Origin of the sequence: Corynebacterium sp. (assembly GCF_022712195.1) — a bacterium.
GTDB lineage: Bacteria > Actinomycetota > Actinomycetes > Mycobacteriales > Mycobacteriaceae > Corynebacterium.
On record NZ_JALAGY010000065.1, the window covers coordinates 1 to 25,399 of the forward strand.

The 25,399-nt window shown below is 70.0% G+C and carries 26 protein-coding genes and 1 pseudogene; 9 read left to right on the forward strand and 18 right to left on the reverse strand.

The annotated features are described in order from the left end of the window. Window positions 1–43 precede the first annotated feature (43 nt). From panD to dacB, 13 genes are all read right to left on the reverse strand, one after another. On the reverse strand, window positions 44–457 hold the full coding sequence (gene panD, locus Q0A34_RS08495) for an aspartate 1-decarboxylase (protein ID WP_291479564.1): 414 nt from the start codon (window positions 455–457) through the stop codon (window positions 44–46). A 10-nt stretch (window positions 458–467) separates the two neighbouring features. Beyond that, a complete protein-coding gene (gene panC / locus Q0A34_RS08500) occupies window positions 468–1,394 on the reverse strand; it encodes a pantoate--beta-alanine ligase (protein ID WP_291479565.1) in 927 nt (308 codons plus the stop codon). 90 nt (window positions 1,395–1,484) lie between these two features. Next, window positions 1,485–2,390, reverse strand: a complete 906-nt coding sequence (locus Q0A34_RS08505) for a DUF2520 domain-containing protein (RefSeq protein ID WP_291479566.1) — start codon at window positions 2,388–2,390, stop codon at window positions 1,485–1,487. A gap of 21 nt (window positions 2,391–2,411) precedes the next feature. Continuing rightward, window positions 2,412–3,536, reverse strand: coding sequence for a DUF6779 domain-containing protein (locus Q0A34_RS08510; protein ID WP_291479567.1), 1,125 nt, complete (start codon window positions 3,534–3,536; stop codon window positions 2,412–2,414). Then, window positions 3,533–4,024 (reverse strand): DUF3180 domain-containing protein, encoded by a 492-nt coding sequence (locus Q0A34_RS08515; RefSeq protein ID WP_291479568.1) that lies wholly within the window; start codon window positions 4,022–4,024, stop codon window positions 3,533–3,535. Before Q0A34_RS08515 ends, Q0A34_RS08510 begins: the two co-directional genes overlap by 4 nt. Continuing rightward, the gene (folK, locus tag Q0A34_RS08520; protein WP_291479569.1) at window positions 4,021–4,554 is read right to left on the reverse strand and encodes a 2-amino-4-hydroxy-6-hydroxymethyldihydropteridine diphosphokinase; all 534 of its coding nucleotides are present in this window, start codon (window positions 4,552–4,554) and stop codon (window positions 4,021–4,023) included. Before folK ends, Q0A34_RS08515 begins: the two co-directional genes overlap by 4 nt. 8 nt (window positions 4,555–4,562) lie before the next feature. Next, window positions 4,563–4,943, reverse strand: a complete 381-nt coding sequence (gene folB, locus Q0A34_RS08525; protein WP_291479570.1) for a dihydroneopterin aldolase — start codon at window positions 4,941–4,943, stop codon at window positions 4,563–4,565. After that, window positions 4,936–5,778, reverse strand: coding sequence for a dihydropteroate synthase (folP, locus tag Q0A34_RS08530; RefSeq protein ID WP_291479614.1), 843 nt, complete (start codon window positions 5,776–5,778; stop codon window positions 4,936–4,938). Before folP ends, folB begins: the two co-directional genes overlap by 8 nt. 107 nt (window positions 5,779–5,885) lie before the next feature. Beyond that, entirely contained in the window at window positions 5,886–6,500 is a 615-nt protein-coding gene (folE, locus tag Q0A34_RS08535; protein WP_291479615.1) for a GTP cyclohydrolase I FolE, read from the reverse strand. A gap of 21 nt (window positions 6,501–6,521) precedes the next feature. Next, window positions 6,522–8,906, reverse strand: coding sequence for an ATP-dependent zinc metalloprotease FtsH (ftsH, locus tag Q0A34_RS08540; RefSeq protein WP_291479571.1), 2,385 nt, complete (start codon window positions 8,904–8,906; stop codon window positions 6,522–6,524). A 38-nt stretch (window positions 8,907–8,944) separates the two neighbouring features. Beyond that, entirely contained in the window at window positions 8,945–9,526 is a 582-nt protein-coding gene (gene hpt, locus Q0A34_RS08545) for a hypoxanthine phosphoribosyltransferase (RefSeq protein WP_291479572.1), read from the reverse strand. After that, window positions 9,523–10,602, reverse strand: coding sequence for a tRNA lysidine(34) synthetase TilS (gene tilS, locus Q0A34_RS08550; protein ID WP_291479573.1), 1,080 nt, complete (start codon window positions 10,600–10,602; stop codon window positions 9,523–9,525). The genes hpt and tilS overlap by 4 nt, the downstream gene beginning before the upstream one ends. A gap of 7 nt (window positions 10,603–10,609) precedes the next feature. Further along, a complete protein-coding gene (gene dacB, locus Q0A34_RS08555) occupies window positions 10,610–11,962 on the reverse strand; it encodes a D-alanyl-D-alanine carboxypeptidase/D-alanyl-D-alanine-endopeptidase (RefSeq protein WP_291479574.1) in 1,353 nt (450 codons plus the stop codon). A gap of 140 nt (window positions 11,963–12,102) precedes the next feature. On the opposite strand from dacB, the gene Q0A34_RS08560 reads away from it, so the two are divergent. The 4 genes and pseudogenes from Q0A34_RS08560 to Q0A34_RS08575 all read left to right on the forward strand — a co-directional run. Next, window positions 12,103–12,567, forward strand: coding sequence for an SRPBCC family protein (locus tag Q0A34_RS08560; protein ID WP_291479575.1), 465 nt, complete (start codon window positions 12,103–12,105; stop codon window positions 12,565–12,567). Window positions 12,568–12,578: 11 nt separating this feature from the next. Beyond that, a complete protein-coding gene (locus Q0A34_RS08565; RefSeq protein ID WP_291479576.1) occupies window positions 12,579–13,052 on the forward strand; it encodes an inorganic diphosphatase in 474 nt (157 codons plus the stop codon). Window positions 13,053–13,216: 164 nt separating this feature from the next. Further along, complete coding sequence (locus Q0A34_RS08570; RefSeq protein WP_291479577.1) at window positions 13,217–13,525, forward strand: rhodanese-like domain-containing protein; 309 nt, start codon at window positions 13,217–13,219, stop codon at window positions 13,523–13,525. A gap of 73 nt (window positions 13,526–13,598) precedes the next feature. Then, window positions 13,599–14,042, forward strand: a pseudogene (locus Q0A34_RS08575) (MarR family transcriptional regulator); the annotation flags it as partial. 111 nt (window positions 14,043–14,153) lie between these two features. On the opposite strand, the gene ppk2 reads toward Q0A34_RS08575, so the two are convergent. Both ppk2 and groL read right to left on the reverse strand, forming a co-directional pair. Next, window positions 14,154–15,074, reverse strand: a complete 921-nt coding sequence (gene ppk2 / locus Q0A34_RS08580; RefSeq protein ID WP_291479578.1) for a polyphosphate kinase 2 — start codon at window positions 15,072–15,074, stop codon at window positions 14,154–14,156. Between the two features lie 174 nt (window positions 15,075–15,248). Further along, window positions 15,249–16,898 carry a chaperonin GroEL gene (gene groL, locus Q0A34_RS08585; protein ID WP_291479579.1) on the reverse strand — a complete coding sequence of 550 codons (1,650 nt, stop codon included), beginning with the start codon at window positions 16,896–16,898 and terminating at the stop codon, window positions 15,249–15,251. Window positions 16,899–17,126: 228 nt separating this feature from the next. Between groL and Q0A34_RS08590 the strand changes: the two genes are divergently transcribed. Beyond that, window positions 17,127–18,548: a dipeptidase gene (locus Q0A34_RS08590; protein ID WP_291479580.1), complete on the forward strand. Its 1,422-nt coding sequence runs from the start codon at window positions 17,127–17,129 to the stop codon at window positions 18,546–18,548. Window positions 18,549–18,784: 236 nt separating this feature from the next. Further along, complete coding sequence (locus Q0A34_RS08595; RefSeq protein WP_291479581.1) at window positions 18,785–19,414, forward strand: hypothetical protein; 630 nt, start codon at window positions 18,785–18,787, stop codon at window positions 19,412–19,414. A 354-nt stretch (window positions 19,415–19,768) separates the two neighbouring features. On the opposite strand, the gene Q0A34_RS08600 is transcribed toward Q0A34_RS08595, so the two are convergent. From Q0A34_RS08600 to Q0A34_RS08610, 3 genes are all read right to left on the reverse strand, one after another. Then, window positions 19,769–20,950 carry a glutamate--cysteine ligase gene (locus tag Q0A34_RS08600; RefSeq protein ID WP_291479582.1) on the reverse strand — a complete coding sequence of 394 codons (1,182 nt, stop codon included), beginning with the start codon at window positions 20,948–20,950 and terminating at the stop codon, window positions 19,769–19,771. Between the two features lie 24 nt (window positions 20,951–20,974). Beyond that, entirely contained in the window at window positions 20,975–21,811 is an 837-nt protein-coding gene (locus Q0A34_RS08605; RefSeq protein WP_291479583.1) for a hypothetical protein, read from the reverse strand. Window positions 21,812–21,875: 64 nt separating this feature from the next. Next, on the reverse strand, window positions 21,876–22,112 hold the full coding sequence (locus Q0A34_RS08610) for a DUF3263 domain-containing protein (RefSeq protein ID WP_291479584.1): 237 nt from the start codon (window positions 22,110–22,112) through the stop codon (window positions 21,876–21,878). A gap of 156 nt (window positions 22,113–22,268) precedes the next feature. Between Q0A34_RS08610 and Q0A34_RS08615 the strand changes: the two genes are divergently transcribed. From Q0A34_RS08615 to Q0A34_RS08625, 3 genes are read left to right on the forward strand one after another with little or no spacing between them, the layout of a single operon-like run. Further along, window positions 22,269–23,615 (forward strand): MFS transporter, encoded by a 1,347-nt coding sequence (locus Q0A34_RS08615; protein WP_291479585.1) that lies wholly within the window; start codon window positions 22,269–22,271, stop codon window positions 23,613–23,615. Between the two features lie 37 nt (window positions 23,616–23,652). Next, window positions 23,653–24,288 carry a peptide deformylase gene (locus Q0A34_RS08620; RefSeq protein ID WP_291479586.1) on the forward strand — a complete coding sequence of 212 codons (636 nt, stop codon included), beginning with the start codon at window positions 23,653–23,655 and terminating at the stop codon, window positions 24,286–24,288. Beyond that, window positions 24,281–25,399, forward strand: a complete 1,119-nt coding sequence (locus tag Q0A34_RS08625; RefSeq protein WP_291479587.1) for a GNAT family N-acetyltransferase — start codon at window positions 24,281–24,283, stop codon at window positions 25,397–25,399. Before Q0A34_RS08620 ends, Q0A34_RS08625 begins: the two co-directional genes overlap by 8 nt.

Below are 25,399 nucleotides of genomic sequence, written 5' to 3' on the forward strand. Positions count from 1 at the left end.
CCCCACGCAGCCGGCGGCTGTCCCCCTCCGCGGCACGCCCCTCCTAGGCGGGGAAACGGGGGTTCAGCAGCCCCGAGCCCACGGGAACGTCGGCGGGGTCAGTGCTCAGGGTGACCTGCTCGTTGGCGTCGTCGACGAAGACGACGCGGGGGTTGTAGTCCTTGAGCTCCTCGGAGCTGTACTGCCCGTAGGCGATGATGATCACCATGTCGCCGGGGTGGACCAGATGTGCGGCGGCGCCGTTGATCGAGATCATGCCGGACCCGCGTTCGCCGGTGATGGCGTACGTGGTCAGGCGGGCGCCGTTGTCGATGTCGACGATGTCGATCTGCTCGCCCTCGAGCAGGTCGGCGGACTCCATCAGGTCGGCGTCGATGGTGCAGGAGCCGACGTAGTGCAGGTCGGCCTGGGTGACGGTCGCCCGATGGATCTTGGACTTCATCATGGTGCGGATCACGACAGAAACCCTACTCTCTCCCCGACGCGGGCGTCAGGTCTTCGGAGTTCTCCTCCTGCTCACCGATGTTGCGGAACCCGATCCCCAGCGGCACGCCGACGTTGTCGATCAGCCGCGTGGAACCGACCCTGGCGGCGACGAGCAGCCGGGCGTCCCCCTTCTCCGGGGCCTCCCCGAGGTCGAGTCCCCGCAGTTCGAGGTAGTCGACCTCCACGTCCGGCACGGTGTCCAGCACCTGCCGGGCGGTGTCCAGGACGGCCTCAGCCCCGTCCTCCGCCACATGGGCGCCGGCGAGCAGCGCCGCCGACAGGGACAGCGCGGCGCTACGCTCCTCCCCGGAGAGGTAGATGTTGCGGGAGGACTTGGCCAGCCCGTCTGCTTCGCGCACCACCGGCACCCCGTGGACCTGCACGCCGAGGTTCAGGTCGGTGACCATCTGCTGGATCAGGACCAGCTGCTGGTAGTCCTTCTCACCGAAGAAGGCGTGCGAGCAGTTGGTGATGTGGAAGAGCTTCGAGACCACGGTGAGCACCCCGGCGAAGTGGGTGGGCCGCTGCTCGCCCTCCAGGACGGCACCCGCCGGCCCGGGGAGCACCGTGGTGCGCGGGCCGTTGGGGTACATCTCCCGGGGGCTCGGGGCGAACACCGCGTCCACACCGACGGCGGCGAGCTTCTCCACGTCGGAATCCAGTGTCCGCGGGTACGCGTCGAGGTCCTCACCTTCGGCGAACTGCAGCGGGTTGACGAAGACGGACACCACCACCAGCGCCCGCGGCAGCTGCTGGGCGGCGCGGACGAGCGCCAGGTGCCCCTCGTGCAGCGCCCCCATGGTGGGCACCAGGACGACGGGGCGCCCGGCCTTGCGCATGGCACGGGTGAGCTCACCGATGCTGTCGATGTCGGTGTAGACGGTGGCCTGACCCGGGGTGAAACTCACCGGTGATTCTCCTGACAGGTGTGGCGGCTGTGATGACACAGGAAACTGGACGCTAAGACACGATAGTCGCCCGACCCCGCCGAACCCCACTCAGGCCTGGTTCAGGGCCTGCTCCACGTTCAGCGACCCCGCCGCCCGTGCCGTGCGTTCGGCACCCTGCCGGTAGGACGACGCCAGGTCCGACTCCCTGCCCGCCGGTGAGCCGACCCCCCGCAGCGCGTCGAGGTGACGCAGCACGGTGGTGGCGTCGTCCCTGGCGGTGGGGCCGGTGAGCGCGGCCATCCGGCTGTCCAGCGCGCCCTCCACCGCCGCGGGCAGGATCCGGCGCAGCAGCAACGACGAGCGGGGGTCCTCGGCCCCGTCGCCGAGGACGTGGTCGAGCATGCGCAGGGACTCCACCACCTGCGTGACCAGGTGGTTCGCCCCGTGCGCCATCGCGGCGTGGTAGACGGTGCGCCGGTCCTCGGCGACGGGGACGGGCACCCCGCCCATCGTCGACACCAGCAGCTCCGCCACGGCCGTCCCGGTCTCCGAGTCGGTGGTGACACCCCAGGCACAGCCCAGGAGGTTGTCCGCGTCCTCCGGCCCGCCCCGGAAGGTCATCGCCGGGTGGAGGGCGAGCGGCAGCGCGCCGGTGTCGGTGACCGGCTGCAGCACCGCACACCCCAGCGCGCCCGCGGTGTGTGCCACGATCTGCCCTGCGCGCACCACCTCCGCCACGTCGAGCACCACGTCCGGCAGCTGCGGGTCGGGGACGGCGAGGACGACGAGTGCCGCCTGGGCGACCTCACCGACGCCCGACCCGTCGAAGACGGTAACCCCGGGCAGCCGCGTACGTACCCGCTCCCGGGCCCGTTCGGAGCGGGCCACCACACCGTGGATGTGGTGCCCCGCCCGCAGCAGGCTCTCGGCGACCGCGGTCCCGACCGCCCCGGCGGAAATGACGCCGACCGACAGGCGTGGTTCCTGTCGGTCGGCGGGTGTCGTGTCAGTCACGGCGAGAAGTCTACCTGTGGACTACCGGGCGTTCTTCTTCATCTGGGCCATCAGCTCGGCGACGGTGACGCCCTTGTCGCTCTCGTCGGCGCGGCGGCGGCCGTGCGGCTCGTTCTCCTCCGCCCGACGGCGCCGGCCCGGAGCGGGCTCGGCGGCCTGCTCCGGCTCAGCCGCCGGCCGGGGTGCGGGCGTCGGCTCGCTTGCCGGCGTCGGCTCGGCCGGCTTCTCCTGCGTGGACCACCGCGGGCTGACGTTCTCCGCCGACGGTGCAGCCGGGGTCTCAGGGGACTCCGTCGCGGCGTGGGTCGCCTTGTCCGACTCAGCGTGGGTCGCGGTGTCAGGCGCGGTGTCCGTCGCGGCCTCCGGCGTGTCCATCGAGCGGGTGTCGACGACCATCGGGATCTGCGTGGTGTCCTCACTGTCCGCACCCGACCACCGCACGGCGGCGAAGCTTCCCGTGGAGAATCCGCCACGGCGTCCACCCGAACGGGTCTGCCCCGGCTTCTCGCCGCCGGCGACACTTCCGGTGGCCCCGGCGGCCCCCGGGACGTCCTTGCCTGTCGCGCCTGTCGCGCCTGTCGCGCCTGTGGCCGGTGTCTCGGACGCTCCCGCCTGCCCGCCCGCGCGGGAGACGTTGCGCTCCAGTTCGATGATCCGCTCGGCGCGTGCCTTCAGCGACACCTGCTCGTTGTTCCAGTCACCGCCGGAGAGGTCGGAGAGCTGCTCACGCATCGCCTCGAGTTCCTTGCGGATCGCGTCGAGCGTCTTGTCGTGCTCTCCGCCGAGCCGGCTGCGGAAGTCGTTCTCCAGCTGCACCTCGCGACGCTGCGCCTCCGACCGTTCGCGCTCGATCTCCGCCCGGTGGCGGCGCTCCAACTCCTGACGGCGGCTGCGCTCCTCCCCGATCACCCCGGAATAGCGCGACACCAGGATCGCGCCGAAGAAGGCGGCCCACAGGGAGGTGATGACCGCGACATTCAGCCACATCTCCGAGTCGACGAAGAACATGATGATTGTCGCGACCAGTGCAAGGACGAACACCAGGTACATCAGCAGCTTCATGCCGTTACCGGGCGTGGAGGAACCGCTCCGGCTCGACGGATCAGGAAGCCGGTGCGAATCGTCGGGCGAATACGCGGAACTCATGGCGTCAAGAATACATCTCCGCGTCGCTCATCACCGTCGGCATCGCCGGGAGGAACGAGACAACTTCGTTCCAGCAGGACACCGGCCACCGCCATCGCCGTCGCGGCCAGCAGGGACGCCACCGCCCCCGGCGTGTCCTGCTGGGCGGCGAGCAACTCGCCGTGCCGCAGGAGGACGTAGACGGTCACCCCACCGTAGAACCCGCCCAGCACCGAACCGATCCACCCCGCGGCCTTGCCGAACACCGCGCACCGGGAGACGAACACCGGCGACATCTGGGACCGGTCCTGCCCCACCTCCCCCGCCGCGATCCGGCGACGCACCGTCACCGCCAGGGCCCCCGCCACGACCGCGAAGATCCACAACGCCGTCGACCCGCTGACCCTCATCGGCGGAAAGCTGCCGTAGAAGACCCACACACCGGCGAAGGACACGATTCCCGCGGCCACCGCCGAGGCGACGAGCAGCCCGACACTGGTCTGGTTCATGGGGCCCATCGTACGTCGGGCAACGCCCGGATTCCCTCGTCCGGCCCCCCGCACGCGGCCAGCCACTCACGCACGGGACGCCCGTCCAGGGTCGCCTCCGGGTCCGCGTCGAGCCAGGGCACCAGGACGAAGGGCCGCCGGTGCGCCCACGGGTGCGGCAGGACGAGCTCCTCGCCCCACCGACCGTCGCTGCGCACCCCGGCGTAGTCGATGACGTCGATGTCCAGGGTCCGCGGCCCCCAGTGCCGGTCACGGACCCGCCGGGCCTCCTGCTCGAGGTCCTGGCAGCGGTGCAGCAGGGCCAGCGGGTCCAGGGTGGTACGCACCGTGAGCACGCAGTTGCGGAACTCGTCCTGGTCGGTCACGCCCCACGGCGGTGTGGCGAACATCGCGCTGGCGGCGACGGGAGTCACGCCGTCGACATCGGACAGGGCACGGGCGGCACGCCGGATCTGGTCCTCCGGACCCGACAACTCCCCCGGCATGTTCGAGCCGAACGCCAGGACGGCCGGGAGACCGTTCCCGCTCATGTCCCCGCTCATGTACGGGACCCCGGGGTCTTGCGCGAGCGGCGGGCGACGACGCGCACGTCGGAGAACGGGTGGTGGATCGGGGCGTCCGGCTTGTGCACGGTGACCTCGACGGCCAGGACCCCCTCGACGTCGTTGACGGCGTCGGCGATCGAGGCGGAGACGGTCTCGATCAGGTCCATGCTCGGCCCGGAGACGATGCCCACCGCGATGTCGGCGAGGTCCACGTAGGAGATCGTGCGGCTGATGTCGTCGTCGGCGACGGCGTCGGTGAAGTCGGTCCACACCACCAGGTCGACGATGAACTTCTGCCCCTGCTCTTTCTCGAAGTCGTAGACCCCGTGGTAGCCGTAGGCCTCCAGGCCGGTCAGTTCGATGCGGTCAGCCACGGCGGGCCCTCCATCCTTCAGGTAGTGCCGGGCCGCGGCCGGTGGCCACGGCGTGTGCGACGTCGACGGCGGCGCGGTTCGCGGCGACGTCGTGGACACGGACCGCCCAGGCCCCGGACGCCGCGGCCAGGGCACTCACCGCCGCCGTCGCGTCGTCCGCCGACGCCGGTGTGCCCGGCGCCCCGTCCGGACCGGGGCGGAGCGCCGTGAGGAAGCGCTTCCGGCTGGCACCGATGAGCACACGGTAGCCCAGCGACATGTAGGAGCGCATACCCGACAGCAGCGCCCAGTTGTCGTCGGCGTCCTTGGCGAAGCCGAGACCCGGGTCCAGGATGATCCGGCCGGCGTCGACACCGGCGCGCTCCGCGCGGGCGGCGAGGGTGGACAGCACCCCGCGGACGTCGGCGACCACGTCCCCGCCGTGGTCGGCCCGGCCCGCGGCGGACTCGAAACGTTCCGCCCGCCAGTGCATCAGGCAGTAGTCGGCCGGTGAGTCGGCGACGGTGCGGTACATCCGCTCGTCGGCGAGCCCCCCGGAGACGTCATTGACGATGTCGGCCCCGGCCTCCACGGCGGCCGCCGCGGTCGAGGCACGCATGGTGTCGACGCTGGTGGTGATCCCTTCCTCGTGCAGGGCCCGGATCACCGGGACGACGCGTCGCACCTCGAGGTCGGCCGGGACGCGGGTGGCGCCGGGCCGGGTGGACTCCCCGCCGACGTCGATGATGTCGGCACCGGCGGCGACCATGGCCCGGGCGTGGTCGAGGGCCCGCCCGGTGGTCGTCCACTCGCCGCCGTCGGAGAAGGAGTCCTCGGTGACGTTGAGGATCCCCATCACCGCGGTGCGGGTCGGGGACGGTGCCGGGGCGCCGGGTGCCGGGTGCGCGCCCGGTGACGTGGGCGATGTGGCTGACATGGTGGAGGGGCCGTCCTGCCTGTGGTTCAGTGGCCGCGGATCAGGCTGAGCGCCTCGGCACGCGACCGGGCGTCCGTACGGAACCCGCCGCGGACCGCCGAGGTCACGGTGGAGGCGCCGGGCTTGCGGATTCCGCGCATCGCCATGCACAGGTGCTCGGCCTCGATGACGACGATCACGGCGTGCGCCTCCAGTCGCTCCTCGACGGCATCGGCGATCTGACGGGTCAGACGCTCCTGGACCTGAGGACGTTTAGCGTAGCCGTCGGCCAGGCGGGCCAGTTTCGACAGGCCGGTGACCGTCCCCGAGTCCCCCGGGATGTACCCGATGTGGGCGTGCCCGTAGAAAGGCACCAGGTGGTGCTCACAGGTGGAGTAGACGGGGATGTCCTTCACCAGGACCAGTTCACGGTGGTCCTCGTTGAAGGTCTTCGACAGCACCTCCGCCGGGTCCTCGTAGAGGCCGCCGAAGGACTCGCGGTAGGCGCGGGCGACCCGTGCCGGGGTCTCCTGCAGCCCCTCCCGGTCGGGGTCCTCGCCCACGGCGAGCAGGAGCTCACGCACCGCGGCCTCGGCACGGGCCTGGTCGAAGACGGGGCCGGTCCCCGGGCCATTCTCCGGGTGGTTGTCGCTGTCGGTCACGGAGTCGGTCACGGTGTCAGTTCAGTCTTTCTCGTCGGTGTCGTCACGACGGTGGTGGCGGCCGCCGTCGTTCTGGGCCCTCAGGTTACGCGTCGGTGCGTCGTCACTCGTCCACGGGTTGTCCGGTTGCTCACTCTCCGGCAGCCGGAAACCGCGCAACGGCTGGTCGCCGGTGTCGTCCGAGGAACCGGTACCGGCAGTGACCCCGTCGGCCCCGTTGCCCCCGTAGCTGCGTTCGCCCGGGTGACGGTCCGGGCCCTCCGGGTTCACCCGGTCCTGACCGCCCCACAGGTGGTCGTGGTGGGACTGGCCGCTCCACCGGCCGGGGGCCGGCTGCCCCGTCACCTGGCTCCCGTCCCCGCCGCCGTCACCGGCCTGCTTCTGCCCGAGGTCCTCGGCCTGCTGGCGACGACGACGTTCGATACGCGCCTTACGGGCCTGCGAGAAGAAGTCGTTGCGGGGAGGAAGCTCCTCGCCCCGCTCACGGGCCATCTCGGTCGGCGTCTTCACCGGCTCCCGGAAGTCCCTCGGGTAGTCGAGGTCCTGGTTCGGGAAGATGTCGTTGACCTCCACCGGCTCCATGTCCTCGAAGATCGCCTCCAGGTCAGGACGACGCAACGTCTCCTTCTCCAGCAGCTTCTCGGCCAGCCGGTCCAGGTAGTCACGGTTGTCCCGCAGGATGCGGTAGGCCACCCCGTGCGCCTTCTCGATGAGCATGCGGACCTGCTCGTCGATCGTCGCCGCCACGGCAGGCGAGTACTCCAGGGCACCCTGCCCGCCCCGCCCGACGAAGGGGTCGCCCTGCTCCTCGCCGTACTTCACCGCACCGAGGTCCGGGCTCATGCCGTACTCGGTCACCATGGAGCGGGCGATCTTCGTCGCCTGCTCGATGTCGGCGGACGCACCGGTGGTCGGCGCACCGAAGACCAGTTCCTCGGCGGACCGTCCACCCATGGCGAACACCAGGCGGGCGAAGAGCTCCGAGCGGTTGTACATGCCCTTGTCGTCCTCCGGCACCGCCATCGCGTGGCCACCGGTCCGGCCGCGGGCGAGGATGGTCACCTTGTACACCCGCTCGATGTCCTTGATGCCCCAGGCCGCCAGCGTGTGGCCGCCCTCGTGGTAGGCGGTGACCTTCTTCTCGTGCTCGGAGATGATCTTGGTGCTGCGGCGCGGCCCGCCGATGACACGGTCGGTCGCCTCCTCCAGGGCGTCGCCGGTGATGACGTTGCCGTCCACGCGCGCGGTCAGCAGCGCCGCCTCGTTCAGCACGTTGGCCAGGTCGGCACCCGACATCCCGACGGTGCGCTTCGCCAGGGACTTCAGGTCCACGTCCGGCGCCAGGGGCTTGCCCTCGGAGTGCACGCGCAGGATCTGCTCACGTCCGGCGATGTCCGGGTTGGTGACCGGGATCTGCCGGTCGAAACGTCCCGGACGCAGCAGCGCCGGGTCGAGGATGTCCGGCCGGTTCGTCGCGGCCATCAGGATCACGTTCTCCCGGTCGCTGAAACCGTCCATCTCCACCAGCAGCTGGTTGAGGGTCTGCTCACGCTCGTCGTGCCCGCCGCCCATGCCGGCGCCACGCTGACGGCCCACCGCGTCGATCTCGTCGACGAAGATGATGCAGGGGCTGTTCTCCTTGGCTGTCTTGAACAGGTCACGCACCCGGGAGGCGCCCACACCGACGAACATCTCCACGAAGTCCGAGCCGGAGATCGTGTAGAAAGGCACACCGGCCTCACCGGCGACCGCGCGGGCGAGCAACGTCTTACCCGTGCCGGGCGGTCCGTAGAGCAGCACACCACGGGGGATCTTCGCCCCGAGGTGCTCGTAGCGTTCCGGGTTCTGGAGGAAGTCACGGATCTCGTCGAGCTCCTCGACCGCCTCGTCCGCACCGGCGACGTTGTCGAAGGTGGTGTCGGGGTTGTCGACGTTGAGTTCCTTGGCCTTCGACTTTCCGATGTTGAAGGCACCGCCGGGGCCTCCCTGCATCCGGGTGAGGAAGAACAGCAGCAGGGCACCGATCAGCAGGATCGGCAGCAGCATCACCAGCAGGGAGCCCAGGACGCTGTCCTGGGTGACGTTGGTGGTGTAGCTGTCCGCGTCCGACGCCTCGACCCGGTCGAAGACGGTGTCGGCGGCGCGCGCGGGGTACTGCGCGGTGACCTGACTGATCCCGTCCTTGCCGTCGACGCTGATCTCGTCGCGCAGCGTCATCTGCAGCTGCTGCTCACGGTCGTTGATCTGCACCTCGGCGACGTTGTTGTCGTCGAACTGCTTCATGGCCACCGACGTGTCGACGTCGTCGTAGCCGCGGGTGGAGTCGGTGAGGACACCGAACGCGTAGATGACGACGAGAACCGCGGCGACGATGGCGGCGATCCTCAGAACCCTCTTCTTGTTCATAGTCCCACTAGCGTATCGCAGGACCGGGTGAGCCGTTCCTAGCTGTACACGCTGGGACGCAACGTCCCGACCCAGGGCAGGTCACGGTAACGCTCCGCGTAGTCCAGGCCGTACCCCACGACGAAGTCGCTGGGGATGTCGAACCCGATGTCGGTCGTCTCCACGTGCCGCTGCACCGCCTCGGGCTTCCGCAGCAGGGTGACCACCTCCAGGCTCTTCGGCCCCCGGCCCTTCAGGTGGTCGACCAGCCAGTGCAGGGTGATCCCGGACTCGATGATGTCCTCCAGGATGATCACGTTCCGCCCGGCGATGTCCCGGGTCAGGTCCATGCGGATCTCCACGGTGCCGGAGGACTCCGCGGACTGCCCGTAGGTCGACAGGGCCATGAACTCCATCTGGGTGGGGATGTCCATCGCCCGGGCGAAGTCCGCGATGAAGTACGTCGCGCCCTTCAGGACGCACAGCAGGATGGTGTCCTCCTCCTCGTCCCGGTAGCGGTCGCTGGCCGCCTTCGCCATCTCGGCGATCCGGGCGTGGAGGGTGGCCTCGTCGACGAGAACGCCCTCGACGTCGTCGTGGTAGCAGTTGTCGGGTACGTCGGCATTCTTGGCGATCATCACGGGGTCCTGTCCTCTTGCTCTAGTACTAGCTGACTGCCGGTGGCCGTCCGACGGCGACGCACCACCAGTCGACGGGTGCCACCCATTGTAGAGGTCCACGACGGTGCCCCTCCCGGCGAGGCCGCGCCGGCCGCCCCGTTCGCCGGGTACGGCACGGCGACCGGCCCCTGTCCGTGCCAGTCCGCGACCAGTGCGTCCAGCGCCTCCAGGTGCCGGGAGGTCAACGGACCCACCCCGGCCCCCAGCCACCGGCGCAGGACGCGCCTGCGCACCGGCGCCGGGCACCCCTCCACCACCGCCACCGGCAGACAGGTGCCGCCGGCCCCGGCCCCGGCGGCGTCGAGCACCTGCCGCGCCTGCCCGTCGAGCAGGTCGGCGTCCTCCCGCAGCATCCTGGCCGACCGCGCCAGCGCCTCCCCCACATGTGCGCCGAGGATCTCCCGGGCCAGGGGCAGCAGTTCGTGGCGCACCCGCGACCGCAGGACGGCGTCGCTGGTGTTGTGCGGGTCGTGCCACACCCGGAGGCCGAGCTCCGCACAGCTGCCCAGTGTGTCGGCCCGGCCCGCGTACAGCAGGGGACGCCCCAGCCAACCGGCGCCGGCGTCCACGACCGGATGCTCCACGGAGACCTCCCGCAGGCCCGCGAGACTGCCCGTGCCCGAACCGCGTGCCAGGGACAGCAGCAGGCCCTCGGCGTCGTCGTCGGAGGTGTGGCCGACCAGGACGGGACGCCCGTCGGCGCACTCCCCCAGCGCCCGGTACCGCGCCTCACGGGCCGCGGCCTCCCCGCCGCCGGTGACCCGCACCCGCACCGTCCGGGCCGACGCACCCAGGGCATCACAGGCGCGGGCGGCGTCCTGCGCCACCTGCGCCGAACCGTCCTGCAGGCCGTGGTCGACGGTGACGGTGGTGACGTCGAGCCCGGCATGGACGCAGGCGGCCGCCAGGGCCAGTGAGTCGCCGCCGCCGGACACCCCGCAGACCACCGCGTCGCCCGGCGCGATCCGCCCCGGGTGCGCGGCGAGGAAACGCCGCAGGCTGCGGCGCACCCTCAGGGTGTGCGGTGTGGCGGCCATGCCCCGCTCACGACGCCGAACGCAGGGCCGCGGCAAGCCGGTCCAGCGCCGCCCGCCCGGCGTCCGCGTCCGACCCGTTCGACAGGAAGGCGAAGCTCAGGGTGCGGCCGGCCTCGGTCGTCACCGTGCCGGCCAGGGTGTTCACCCCGTCCAGGGTGCCGGTCTTCGCCCGCACCCAGCCGGCACCGCCGGAGGCGCCCGAACCCTGCCCGTACCGGTCGGCCAGCGTGCCGTCACCGGCGGCGACCGGGAGACCGTCCAGCAGCACCCGCAGGTCGTCGTCGGTCCCGGCAGCGGCGACGATGCCGTCGAGGATCCGTGCGTTGAGACGGTTGTCCTCGCTCATCCCGGAATTGTCGCGCAGCACCGCCTTGCCGACGTCGATCCCCTCCTCCGTCAACGCGTCGAGCGTGGCCTTCGCGGCCCCCTCGAACGTCGGGTCCTCGCCGCGGGCCTGCGCCACCTCGCGCGCGACAGCCTCGGCGAGCAGGTTGTCGCTGTGCAGCAGCATGTCACGGACACGGGTGCTCAACGGTGCGGAGTACACCGCCGCCAACGGTGCCTCGTCGCCGACGTCGACGGCCTTGTCGGTGACGGAGACCGTCGCACCGGAGGCACCGCCCAACGCGGCCGCGAGGAAGTCGCCCACGTCGGACGCCGGGTTCGACGACCTCGGTGAATAGGAGTCGGAGGGGGCCAGTCGGCCGGCGTCCACCATCACGGCCGACAACGGGGCGACGTTGCCGGCGCCGATGTCGTCACGCGACCAGGTCTTGTTGAACAGGGACCCGGCGCGGGCGGAGTTGTCCACCACGACCTCGGTGACCCGGTCCTCCCCCAACGCCTCGTCGACCTGCGCGGCGAGGTCGTCGACGTTGGCGGGGTCCGTGAAGAAGCCGGACCCCTCAGAGCGCTCCAGGGTGACGTCCCCGTCGCCCTTCAGCACGATCTGCCCCGGCTTCGCCCCCCGGTACACCCGGGTGGCGACCCGCTCACCCCCGTCGAGGGTGACGAGTGCCGCGGCGGCGGTGGCCAGTTTCGTCGCGGACGCGGGGACGAGCATGGTGTCCGGTTTCTCCGACCAGATCTCCTCGCCGGTGGCGAGGTCGGTGACATGCCCGGACAACCGCCCCAGGGCGGGGTCGGACGCCGGGTCCGACAGCTCGTCACCGACGTCGGGGGCCGGCCCGTCGGTCTCGGCCGGGGCGAGGACCGCCGACGGCTCCGGCAGGGGCCGTGCGTCAGCCACGGTGTAGGCGTTGCGCTGGTGCACCACCAGGGCCGCGGCGACCACCACGACGACGACCACCAGGAAGGCCAGGATGCCGTACAGCCAACGGCGCGAGGCGGACTTGCTCATCGGGGCATCGGGGCCTTCCTGTGGGAGTGGTGCACGGGAGGTGCGTGGGTGCGTGACCACACCAGCGTATCCGACGGCCGCCCACCGCAATATGCCGAACCGGCCGAATCCGGGACCGTGGTGTCCGTAATGTGGCCACCATGACAACACCACTGATCAGCGCCACACGCACCGTCGACGCCCCACCGGAGAAGGTCTGGGAGGCGGTCTCCGACCTCTCCGCCATCGGTGAACGCAGCCCCCAGTGCAGGAGGATGATCGTCCTCGGCGGCGAGCCGGGGGTCGGCACCACCACGCTGAACCTCAACCGGCAGGGCCTCCTGTTCTGGCCGACCTGGTCGACGGTCACCCGGTGGTCCCCGAACGAGGTGCTCGAGTGGCGGGTGCCCGTCAACCGGTCGCACTGGCGATTCGAGCTCACCGACAACGGGGACGGCACCACCACACTCACCGAGTCCCGCATCGTCGACGGGGACACCACGCTCGTCTCCCGCGCCATGGTCGCGGTGGCCCTCGGCGGCAACGACGCCTTCGAGGCCAGGCTGCGCGAGGGAATGGAACAGACCCTGGCGGCCATCGCCGACGCCGTCCGGCGGGCAGGGTAAACTCACCAGCCATGAGCATCGAAGTCACCATTGAAATCCCCAAGGGTTCCCGCAACAAGTACGAGGTCGACCACGAGACCGGCAAGGTCTACCTGGACCGCTACCTCTTCACCCCCATGGCGTACCCGGCCGACTACGGCTTCATCGACGAGACCCTCGGCGAGGACGGCGACCCGCTGGACGCCCTGGTGATCCTGCCGGAGTCCGTGTTCCCCGGTGTCATCGTCGAGGCCCGCCCGGTCGGGGTCTTCAAGATGACCGACGAGGCCGGCGGCGACGACAAGCTGCTCTGCGTCGTCGACGACGTGCGCTACGAGAAGTTCCAGGACATCGACGACATCCCCCAGGACGTCAAGGACGAGATCGAGCACTTCTTCGTCCACTACAAGGACCTGGAGCCGGGCAAGGAGGTCAACGGTTCCGGCTGGGCCGACAAGGCCGAGGCCGAGCGGATCCTCGCCGAGGCCGTGGAGCGCCACAAGTAGCGCATCCTCCTCACCCCCCCCCGGGGTTCCGTGAGCTCACGTGGCCGGATCAACCTCTCCGGTCGACCCCACGGGGGCACCGGGCAGGCTCCGTCGCACGGTCGGCTGTCGGGTCCTCCACGCCCGTGGACCGTTCCGACACCCCCGGCGTAAACTGGCTCACCATGAGTGATTTCGAGACCGTGACACCGACCGACGTCCCGGAAGGGGCCCAGCTCATCGACATCCGTGAGCCGGACGAGTACAACCAGTGGCATGCCGAGGGTGCGGTCAACCTGCCGCTCTCCGAACTGCAGGCCCGCTACGGCGAGTTCGACTTCGACCGGGACATCTACCTGATCTGCCTCTCCGGCGGCCGGTCCGCCAAGGCCGCGCAGTGGCTGGAGATGAACGGGATCGACGTGATCAACGTGGGCTCCGGCACCATCGGGTGGCGCGACGCCGGCCTGCCGATCGTCGGCACCGAAGGCTAGAAACATCCCCTCCTCAATAGCGGGGGCACCCCATAGTTCGTGCATCCCACCCGGGGGACGATAGGGTGGGGGCATGCCAGAGACAGCGCATCTGCCCAGCGAGCTCCTGAGGTCACCGTCCTTCCAGCTCGAACGGCTCCGCCGCCGCACCCGCATGTTCGTGGACACCGCGCTGATGTCCGAGGGCTTCAACCTCCGGGAGTACTGGGTACTGACCTACCTGGTGGACGGGGACGCCGCCAGCCAGGCCGAGCTCGGCGAGATCATCGGGGTGGACCGGTCCGACATGGTCCGGCTCGTCGACTCCCTGGAGAAGCGCAAGCTGGCCAAACGGGACAAGGACCCCAACGACCGCCGCCGGCAGATCATCTCCGTGACGAAGAAGGGCCGCAAGACCCAGCTGGCCCTGTCCCCCATCGTGCAGAACGCCGAGGACGAGGCCCTCGACGAGTCCACGTCCAAACAGCTCAAGCACCTCAAGAAACTGGCGAAGTCGATCATCGCCGCCGAAGAGGACGGCGACGGAGTAGACGGCGTCGACGCAGTCGCAGGTGTCGAGGGTGTCGAGGCGATCGACGACGTCTCCCCCGCCGGGGACTCCCCGCGGACCGACGCGGGCTAGGACCGGTCAGTCACCGATCTGGTCGCGGCCACGCTTCACGATCTTCGGGTCAGGCTGTCCGACCACCTCGTAGTCCTTGCCGGTGTAGTCGAACTTGCTCAGCACGTACCGCATCGCGTTGAGCCGGGCACGCTTCTTGTCGTTCGACTTGATCGTGATCCACGGCGACTCATTGGTGTCGGTGTACCGGAACTGCTCCTCCTTGGCACGGGTGTAGTCGTCCCACTTGTCCAGGGACGCCAGGTCCATCGGGGAGAGCTTCCACTGCCGCACCGGGTCCACCTGCCGGATCGCGAAGCGGGTGCGCTGCTCCTTCTGCGTCACCGAGAACCACAGTTTCGTCAGGCTGATGCCGGAACCCATGAGCATGTTCTCCAGCATCGGCACCTCCCGCAGGAACTCCGCGTGCTGGTCGTCGGTGCAGAAGCCCATCACACGCTCCACGCCCGAACGGTTGTACCAGGAGCGGTCGAAGAAGACGATCTCCCCGGCACAGGGGAAGTTCTGGATGTAGCGCTGGAAGTACCAGGAGGTCGACTCCCGGGGACTCGGCTTCTCCAGGGCGACGGTCCGCGCACCACGGGGGTTCAGGTGCTCGTTGAAACGCTTGATCGTCCCGCCCTTGCCGGCCGCGTCGCGCCCCTCGAAGAGGATGATGTGCTTCTGGCCGGTGTCCTTCGTCCAGTTCTGCCACTTCAGCAGCTCGATCTGGAGGGACCGCTTGGTGGTCTCGTACTCTTCACGACTGAGCCGCTCATCGTAGGGGTAGTTCTCCCGCCACGTGTCGACCCGGTGCCCGTCCGGCGTGATCAGGACCGGATCGTCCTCGTCCGAGTCGTCGACGATGTAGCCTTCAGTCGCCGCCAGATCGACGATGTGGAAGTCCTGCTCGTCTGTCGCGCGCTGATCGCCACTGTCGTTGGTCATGCTTCCATGCTAATCGTTCTCCGGCACCGCCACACGGCACACGGGACGTGCCACCCCCGGGCACGACCCCAGATACGACCCCGGAGACACGTCGACCCCGCCCCCAGTCCACCACGGATCATGGCGGACCGGGGCGGGGTCTCAGCGGCTCAGCGGCTCAGCGGTTCAGACGGATCAGAATCCGCCCATGCCGCCCATGCCGGCCATCTCGTCGGCACCGCCGCCGGCAGCCTCAGGCTCCGGCTTGTCGGCGACGACAGCCTCGGTGGTGAGGAAGAGGCTGGCGATCGAGGCGGCGTTCTGCAGTGCGGAACGGGTGACCTTGACCGGGTCGGAGATACCCGAGGACAGCAGGTCGACGTACTCGCCGGTGGCCGCGTTCAGGCCATGGCCCGCGTCCAGGCCGGCGACCTTGTCGACGACCACGCCGGGCTCGAGGCCGGCGTTGAATGCGATCTGCTTCAGCGGTGCGGACAGCGCGGCCTGGACGATCTGCACGCCCGTGGCCTCGTCGCCCTCCAGGCCGAGGTTGCCGTCCAGGACGTGGGCGGCCTGCAGCAGCGAGGCGCCACCGCCGGCGACGATGCCCTCGTCGGCGGCAGCCTTGGCGTTGCGCACGGCGTCCTCGATGCGGTGCTTGCGCTCCTTGAGCTCCACCTCGGTGGCGGCACCGACCTGGAGGACCGCGACGCCGCCGGCCAGCTTGGCCAGGCGCTCCTGCAGCTTCTCCTTGTCGTAGTCGGAGTCGGCGTTCTCGATCTCCTGACGGATCTGGCGGACCCGCCCGGCGAGCTGCTCGGAGGAGCCTGCGCCGTCGACGATGGTGGTGTCGTCCTTGGTGACGACGACCTTGCGTGCGGTGCCCAGCAGGGGCAGGTCAGCGGACTCGAGGGTGAGGCCGACCTCCTCGGCGATGACCTGGCCACCGGTGAGGATGGCGATGTCCTGCAGCTGGGCCTTACGGCGGTCACCGAAGCCCGGGGCCTTGACGGCGACGGACTTGAAGGTGCCGCGGATCTTGTTGAGCACCAGGGTGGACAGGGCCTCGCCCTCGACGTCCTCGGCGATGATCAGCAGCGGCTTGCCGGACTGCATGATCTTCTCCAGCAGCGGCAGGAGGTCCTTGACGGTGGAGATCTTCGAGGAGACCAGCAGGATGTACGGGTCCTCCAGGACAGCCTCGCCACGCTCTGCGTCGGTGGCGAAGTAGGCCGAGAGGTAGCCCTTGTCGAAGCGCATGCCCTCGGTGGTCTCCAGGGTCACGCCGAAGGCGTTGGACTCCTCGACGGTGATGACACCGTCCTTGTTCAGCTCACCGTCGCCGACGGCGTACATCGCCTCGGCGATCAGCTCGCCGATCTTCTCGTCCGCGGCGGAGATGCCGGCGGTCGCGGCGATCTGCTCACGGGTCTCGATCTCCTTGGCGCCGGCGAGCAGTGCCTCGGTGACCTTCTCCACGCCGGCCTGGATGCCGCGCTTGATGCCCATGGGGTTGGAGCCGGCCGCGACGTTGCGCAGACCCTCCTTGACCAGGGACTGTGCCAGGACGGTGGCGGTGGTGGTGCCGTCGCCCGCGACGTCGTCGGTCTTCTTGGCGACCTCCTTGACGAGCTCGGCGCCGATCTTCTCGTAGGGGTCCTCGAGGTCGATCTCCCGGGCGATGGTGACACCGTCGTTGGTGATCATCGGGGCACCCCACTTGCGCTCGAGCACAACGTTCCGGCCCTTGGGGCCGAGGGTGACCTTCACCGCGTCGGCGAGGGTGTTGAGACCCTTCTCCAGGCCGCGGCGAGCTTCCTCGTCGAATGCAATCATCTTTGCCATGTGGCTCTTGATCCTCCGTTGTAGAGATAGGAGCGACACGTTCGGATCAGATCCAGCGCCCGCGACGGCACGGATGGACGCATGCCGCGACGTCCACCCTCACTGCACCTGAGTGAGACTTCATTTCTGTTGTTCGTTCTGGCACTCCGCATCAGCAAGTGCTAGCTCCCGTTTCTAGCAGTCTCCCCCGCCGAGTGCAAGGTGGCGGTCGCGGCTACGCTGGTGTCCATGACAGAGCACAACACCCTCACCGCAGAATCGGCCCGCGCAGCCGTCTCCGAACAGATGCCGTGGCTGCAGCAGGCCCTCCGTGACCTCGTCGCCTTCCGTTCCGTGCACTCCACCCCCGGGCTCGAGGAGGACAACGCCGCCGCCGCACGGTGGGTCACCGACGCCTTCCGTGCCGAGGGGATCCCCGTCGAACCCCACACCACCACGGACGGCTCCGTGTCGGTCATCGGCGTGCGCGAGGCCGCCGAAGGCTGGCCCACCGTCCTGCTCTACTCCCACTTCGACGTGCAGCCGGCCAGCGACGTCGACAACTGGACGTCCTCCCCCTGGGAGCTCACCGAACGCGACGGCCGCTGGTACGGACGCGGCGCTGCGGACTGCAAGGGCCACGTGGTCATGCACCTGGCCGTGCTGCGCGCCCTCAACACACTCCTCGACTCCGGGGACCTGGACGAGGACACCGCCACCGCACTGTCGAGCATCGGCATCCGCGTCGTCGTCGAAGGGTCCGAGGAACGCGGCGGCTACGGCCTCGAGGACCTGCTCGCGTCCGACCCGGAACTCTTCGCCGCCGACACCTTCCTCATCGCCGACTCCGGCAACGACGCCCTCGGCGTCCCGGCCGTCTGCACGGCCCTCCGCGGCACCGCACCGGTCACCGTCCGGCTGCGGACACTGGAGCAGCCCATGCACTCCGGCCAGTTCGGCGGGGCCGCCCCGGACGCACTGCTGTCCCTCATCCGGCTGCTGTCCACCCTGCACGACGACGACGGACTCGTCGCCGTCGACGGACTCGTCTCCGACGCCCGCTGGGAGGGACGCGGCCCCGACGAGGCCACCTTCCGCTCGGACGCCGGCGTCCTCGACGGGGTGGACGTCCTCGGCGCCTCCCGCGGCCTCAACCCCAACGACCTCACGATCTCACGCCCCGCAATCACCGTCACCGGCCTGGACTCCCTCTCCGTCGCCGACTCCGTCAACGCCGTCGTCGCCGAGGCCGGCGCGGTGGTGAGCCTGCGCATCCCGCCGGGAATGGACCCCCGGGAGGGGCAGGACGCCCTGGTGGCGCACCTGGAGGCCCACGTCCCGCACAACGCCCGGATCAGCATCGACCGGGGATCACTGGCCTCCCCGTTCTCCGCGGACACCTCCGGCCCGGCACTCACACTGCTCTCCCAGGCCCTCGCGGACGCCTACGGGGCGGACGAGACCGCCGAAATCGGCTCCGGCGGGTCGATCCCGCTGAGCAACGCCCTGCTCGAGAGGTACCCGGACGCTGAACTCGCACTGTTCGGCATCGAGGAGCCGTCCTGCCGGATCCACTCCGCCGACGAGTCCGTGGACCCCACCGAGATCGCCGCCATCGGCACCGCTGAGCTGCTGTTCCTCGCGCGTTCGGGTCAGCTGCGCCGCCGCTGACCGGCGGGTGCCGCGGTAGGGCCGCCGCCGGACGTTCACCGGCGGGCCACCCCGGGGTTGCCTGCCGGCAGTGATACAGATAACATCACCTGCATGATCAACACCCTTAAGCGAGTAGCCCACCCGGGTGGAGGCGCGGACTGACCCCTCCACCACGGGGAAGTCACGCTACTTGCAGGCGGTTGCGTCGGTCCACATCCCACCGACGGTAACCAGCACAAGGGAAAGACCCACTCATGTTCGAGTCACAGGACAACCGGATGCCCACCACCACGATGATTCGCTTCGCACGACCCGAAGAGGCGCGCGACGAGCGACTCTCCCCCGTCTACACCGACCGTCCCGGCCTGCGCCGTTCCACCGCCGTGACCTACCGGGAAGGCAACCAGACCCGCCTGGAGAAGCGCCGCAGCCGCACCCGTGTCTTCGCCGAGGACCCGTTCCGCGCCCGCTTCGGCCACCGGCTGCCCGCCGGGATGCGGCAGGAGGCGCGCGGGATGGAGTGGCGCAAGTTCGTCGCCACCTACGCCCCCTCCACCTACCGCGTCGAGTCGATGACCACCACCCGCCGCTCCGCCGGCCGCCGCGACTTCGACATGACCGTCACCGGGCTCCGGGAGGACGCCGGCACGCAGGTGTCGATCACCTCCATGGGGGCCGCCTCCGCGATGACGCAGATCCTCGCCGACCACGGCCGCCGCGTCGAGATCCTCGAGTTCCACCAGTACGACATCTTCGAGGCGACCGTGACCTTCGTCTTCGCCCAGCACGAGACCAAGAAGGTCTGGGCCGTCGGCTTCGGCGCAGACAGGGACCTGTCCATCGCCAGCGCCCTGGCTTCCGCGGCCGGCCGGCTGCACGGGTAGCACGTCCCCGCCCGCCCCTCTCCCCGCGAATGCGGGACAGTCGCCCTCCCAGGCAGCGAAACAGCACGATCCGCTGCCTGGGAGGGTGATCACGCTGCTTCGTCGGCGCACGCGGGAACCTCCACGCTCACCCGGAGCGACGCGCCCCGGCGGAAATGCGGGGCTGAGGAGATGCGCGACTGCGGTGGCAGAGGTTGCCGCGGAGGCTGCGGTTGCCGCACTCCTCACAGAGCAACCCCACAGGATGGCGGGACCAACCTCTGGGGTTGCTGCCTCGCAGAATCAGGGGCCACGGCGTGACGGAGCGGCGACGCCGGGACACCCAGCGCCGACTCCCCTCTCCCCCGAACGCCCCTACCGCACCGACTCCCGCAGGGTGTCGACCGTGAGGTCCACCGCGGCGATCCACGACTCAGGCTGGGTGAACCCCTCCTCGGCACCGACGTCGCCGCGGGTGCGGGTACCCGGCTCCAACGCCGCACCGGCCTCACGGGCCGCGGCGCGCTGCAGGGCGTAGTCCCCGCCCCGCTCCATGATTCCCCGGACGTCCTGCAGCGCCCCGGCACAACCGAACTCCTCGGCGATCGGCGCGAGCACCTCCAGCCAGTCGGAGATGTCCTGGGTGACCCACCGTTCAGTGGTCTCCCGGTCCGTGATGATCAGGGCCTCGAGACCGTATCGGGCCGCGCGCCACTTGTTCTCCGCGATGTGCCAGTGCTGCAGACTCGGCAGTTCCCGGCCCGCCTCCCACTCGCGTTCGTAGTGCACGACCAGGCAGTGGATGAAGGCCCCGATGGCGCCGACCTCACGGATGTCCATCGTGGCGTCGGCGAACCGCACCTCCACGGTGCCGTACTTGGACGGTCGCACGTCGAAGTGCATGGAGCCGGTGTGGTTGATCACCCCGGAGCGGTCCTGGTCCTCGTTGAACGCCTCCCACTCCTCCCAGTCGGCGAACTGGTACGGCATGCCTGCGGTGGGGAGCTGCTGGTAGAGCAGGGTCCTGTTCGAGGCGTAGCCGGTGTCGAGCCCCTCCCAGGCGGGCGAGGACGCCGACAACGCCAGCACGTGGGGGTACTGGGTCATGACCGCGTTGATGATCGGCCACACCCGGTCGCGTCCGCCGACACCGACGTGCACGTGGATGCCCCAGATCAGCATCTGACGTCCCCAGTACTGGGTGCGCTGGATGATCTCCTGGTAGCTGCCCTTCTCGCTGAGGATCTGGTCCCCCCAGTGCGCGAAGGGGTGGGTGCCGGCGGAGAAGACGTTCACCCCCAGGTCCTCTGCCACGGTGAGGATCTGGGTGAGCTGCTCGCGCAGGTCCTCCACGGCGTCCGGGATGGTCTCGTGGACGCCCGTGACCATCTCGACGGTGTTCGCGAGGAACTCGCGGGTGACCCGGTGTCCCGGAAAGCGCTCGTCGAGGGCGTCGACGAGTTCGGGGGCACGCGGGACGAGGTCCCTTGTCTCGGGGTCGACAAGGGCCACCTCCCACTCGATACCGACCGTCGGGGCGGAGGACGGAAATTCCATGGGGAGGATGTTACTGCATCAGGGTCACAGTGGACCGGTCAGCACGACGACGACCCCGTCGGCACGCGGGCCGTTGCGGACGTCGGCGTCACTGAAGCGGTCGTAGTAGTCCGGGTTGCCGGCGACGGCGGTGATCCCCAGGTCACCCGCGACCTGCTCGGCTGCCGCCTGGGACTCCGCGTTGCCCTCCGGGTAGTACACCCGCGACTCCTCGCTGATGCCCTCGATCCGGCCCCGGAGGTTGCCGTAGCCGACGTTCGCCCACTGCTCGCCCCGCAGGCGGTCCGCGGTGGACCGGGCGACGGGCTCGCCGCTGTTGTTGAGGACGGTCACGGCGGTGGTGGCACGGTCGACCTGCGGTGCGGCCGGCTCACCGGGGGTGCCGGCGCCGTCGGCGGGGTCGGTGTCCCCGCCCTCGCGGTCTCCGGAGGGGGCGGAATCGGAGCTGCCGGGGCTGTCGGAGCCTTCAGCACCGTCGGTACCGTCGGCGCCGTCAGTCGGGGCCCCGGACGCACCGGTGCCGGCCGACGACGCGGCACCGTCACCGGCCGCACCCTGTCCGGCCGGGGTGTCGCGGGCGGTGTCCTCCACGTCGTCGTCACCTCCGACGAAGGAGTAGACGCCCCAGGCGATGAGGACGACGGCGACGGCGGTGAGCACCATGGCGAGGCCGCGCAGGGGCGGGCCACCGGTACCGGCGCCTGTAGCTCCGGCAGCTCCGGCCGCTCCGGCTGCTCCGGCGCCTCCTGCAGCGGCCGCACCCGGGGCGGGGTCGATGGCGTACTCGTCGTCGTAGTCCGTGTCCGGGTTGGGGTCGTAGACGGAATCGTCTCCGTGGCGGGGTCCGTTCTGATCAGTCACGCCCCAATACTAACTACAGTCACACCAGTAACGTCCACATGACACCCCGGGAGACCGCTTCCGGTCACCTGTCGCGTCGCCGCAGGAGCGCCCCCACCACCACCGGGGCCACGTCCATCGCCTCCGGACGGGAGATCAACGCGTTGAGTTGCTGGTAGTACCGGACCGGGCTGACCCCGAACCGCCGCCGGATCTCCTCCCCCTTCGCCCCCTCATCGCGCCACCACGACGACTCGAAGTCGAGCATCTCCCGCTCCCGTTCGGAGAGCCCGGCACCAGCCCCGTCACTCAGATCATCCACGGTGAATCAGTTTAGCTGGCCGAAGATGGTAATTTCGCTCCAACACCGCTCCACCGTTGCGTAGAGTAACGCTGCCCGGACGACCACGTTTTCCCGGTTCCGCCCCACGTACCCGGTGGATCGTCCTTCATCCCGGAGAGACCCAGAGAGACACACATGAGCACCTCCCCCTCCACAGCCGCACAGGCGTCGTCCAGCCCGGCGCCCACGTCCGGTTCCCAGAGACAGACCCCCGAACAGAAGCGTGTCCTGGCGGGCACCCTCGTGGGGACGACCATCGAGTGGTACGACTTCTTCATCTACGCGCAGGCCGCGGCCTTCGTCTTCGCGCCACTGTTCTTCGCCCCCCTCGGCGACTCCCCCCTGGCCCAGGTGGTCGCCTGGGCGACCATCGGCGTCAGCTTCCTCTTCCGCCCGCTGGGCGCCGTCATCGCCGGACACCTCGGCGACCGCTACGGGCGGAAGATGGTCCTCGTCGTCACCCTGTTCGGCATGGGTGTGGCGACCGCCCTCATCGGCCTGCTGCCCACCTACGAGACCATCGGTGTCCTGGCCCCCCTGCTGCTGATCCTGCTGCGCATCATGCAGGGCCTCTCCGCCGGCGGCGAGTGGGGCGGCGCCGCCCTGATGGCCGTGGAGCACGCCCCCCGCGACAAGCGGGGCATGTTCGGCTCCTACCCCCAGATCGGCGTCCCGCTGGGTCTGATCCTGGCCTCCTCCTTCATGTTCCTGCTCACCAACAGCATGTCCGACGAGGCCTTCCAGAGCTGGGGCTGGCGCCTCCCCTTCATCTCCTCGGTGGTGCTCATCGTGGTGGGCTACGTGATCCGCCGTGCCGTCGACGAATCCCCGGTCTTCCTGGAGATGCAGAAGCGCAAGAAGGAGGCCTCCGCACCGCTGGGCAACCTGTTCCGCAACCACTGGCGCCGCGTGCTGCTCGCCGCCCTGATCTTCGCCGGCAACAACGCCGCCGGCTACATGATCATCGCCTTCTTCTCCTCCTACAGCTCCAACGCACTGGGGATGGCGAAGTCCCAGACCCTCGTCGCCACGCTCATCGGCGGTGTCTCCTGGCTGGTGCTGACCATCTGGTCCGGCCGTATCTCCGACCGGATCGGACGGCGCCAGACCTTCATCATCGGCTACCTGCTCATCGCCGTGTGGGCCGTGCCGATGTGGTTCTTCGTCGACAAGGGTGAACTGCTCTGGCTGGTCCTGGTGATCGTGGTGCTCACGGTCGGCCTGGCACCCTCCTACGCGCCTCAGCCGGCGTTGTACGCCGAGATGTTCCCGGCGGAGGTCCGCTACTCCGGCACCTCCATCGGCTACGCCCTGGGCTCCATCCTCGGCGGCGCCTTCGCCCCGATGATCGCGCAGCTGCTGCTGGACTCCACCGGGAAGTCCTGGACGATCGGCGTCTACCTCGCCGCCATCGCCCTCGTCTCCGCCACCGCGGTGTGGCTGGTGCCGAAGTCCGTGGAGAAGTCTGACCTCCACGTCTAGTTCCGCCGCCCGGCACCCGGCGGTTATTCTGGGGGACATGTCAGTTCTCCCCGTCGTCATCTGCGGCGACCCCGTCCTCCACAACCCCACCCAGCCCGTCGCCGAGTCCGAGATCGGGTCCGGTCAGCTCGACACGCTCGTCGCCGACATGTACGAGACCCTGGACCGGGCCCACGGTGTGGGCCTGGCCGCCAACCAGGTCGGCGTCTCCAAGCGCCTCTTCGTGTACAACTGCCCCGACATCGACGGGCCGGACGGCTCACGCAAACCCGGCGCTGAGATCGACGCCCAGGGTGGCCCCCTGCGACGCGGCTGCGTGATCAACCCCGTCCTGGAGACCTCGGAGATCCCGGAGACCATGCCGGACGAGGAGGACGACGTCGAGGGCTGCCTCTCCGTCCCCGGCTACGACTTCCCCACCGGGCGTGCCGACTGGGCGCGGGTCAGCGGCCTGGACGAGCACGGTGAGCCGGTCACCGTCGAGGGATACGGTTTCTTCGCCCGCTGCCTGCAGCACGAGGTCGGCCACCTCGACGGGTTCCTCTACACCGACACCCTCATCGGGCGGAACCGCCGTGCCGCGAAGAAGGCCGTGAAGCGGGAGGGGTGGACCGTCGCCGGAAACTCCTGGGTCCCCGGCGTCGACCCCGACCCCTTCGGCCACGATGAGTGACACCTCCTGGTCGGCGGCACACGCCGGGGCGCTGTCCCCGGAGACCACCGGCCTTCCGTTCCCGGTGTCGCGACGCACCGACCCCGCCGGCGTCCGTGCGGGCGCCCGGGCGACGGTCCGGCGGCTCGTCGTCGACGACCGGGGGACGGGGCCGGCGATGAACCCGGCGACGGGCCGCCCGCTGGTCACCGACGTCATCGGTGTCATCGACTCGGTGGACCCCCTGCGTATCCGCACCCCGGACGACGTGGTGCACACGGTGCCCGCCGGGGAGGTCGTCGTGCTCAAGACCCTCGCAGACCGTCCGGTCCGGGCGTCGGACATCCGGGCCGTGGAACAGGCCACCGCCGCCGCCTTCCCCGGGATCACCAACGACACCGCCTCCGGCTGGCTGATGCGCGCCGGCGACGGGATCACCGAACGGTCGAACTCGGCGGTGCCCCTGGGCCCGGAGACCGGGACGGCCCCGGTCCCCCTCGACGCCATCCACTCGTTTTACCGGCGGCACGACCTGCCGACCAGGATCCTGCTCCCCGACCGGGTGGCCCGCCCCGCCGAGCACCTCGCCGGGCTGCCCGGCACCGTCGCCGGCCCGGAGATCATCGTGATGACCCGGTCCCTGGAGGGTGACCTCCCGCCGGTGCCGGACGGCCCTGAGGGTGTCCGTTTCTCCGTCGCCGACCAGCCGGACGAGGAGTGGCTGCGGCTCTACCACTTCCGTGGCCGGCCACTGCCCGAGCACGCCCTCCGGCTCCTGTCGGGGCGGATCGACGGAACGCTGGGTTTCGCCCGGCTCACCGTGGACGGGCAGCTCGTCGCCGTCACGCGCGGCACCGTCACCACCGGCGGACGCGAACGGCACCTCGGGTACTCGGCGGTGGAGGTCGTCCCCGGACGGCGCCGTCAGGGGCTGGGCCGGCTGATGGGCACGGCCATGCTCCACTGGGGGCGCGACCACGGGGCGACGCGCAGCTACCTGCAGGTCATCGCCACCAATGAGGCGGGCCTGGGCCTGTACCGTTCCCTCGGTTTCGCCGAGCACCACCGGCACCGCTGCCTGACGCTCGCCACCCCAGGTGCGGTGGCCCCGGGCGGGCCACGGAGTGGATAG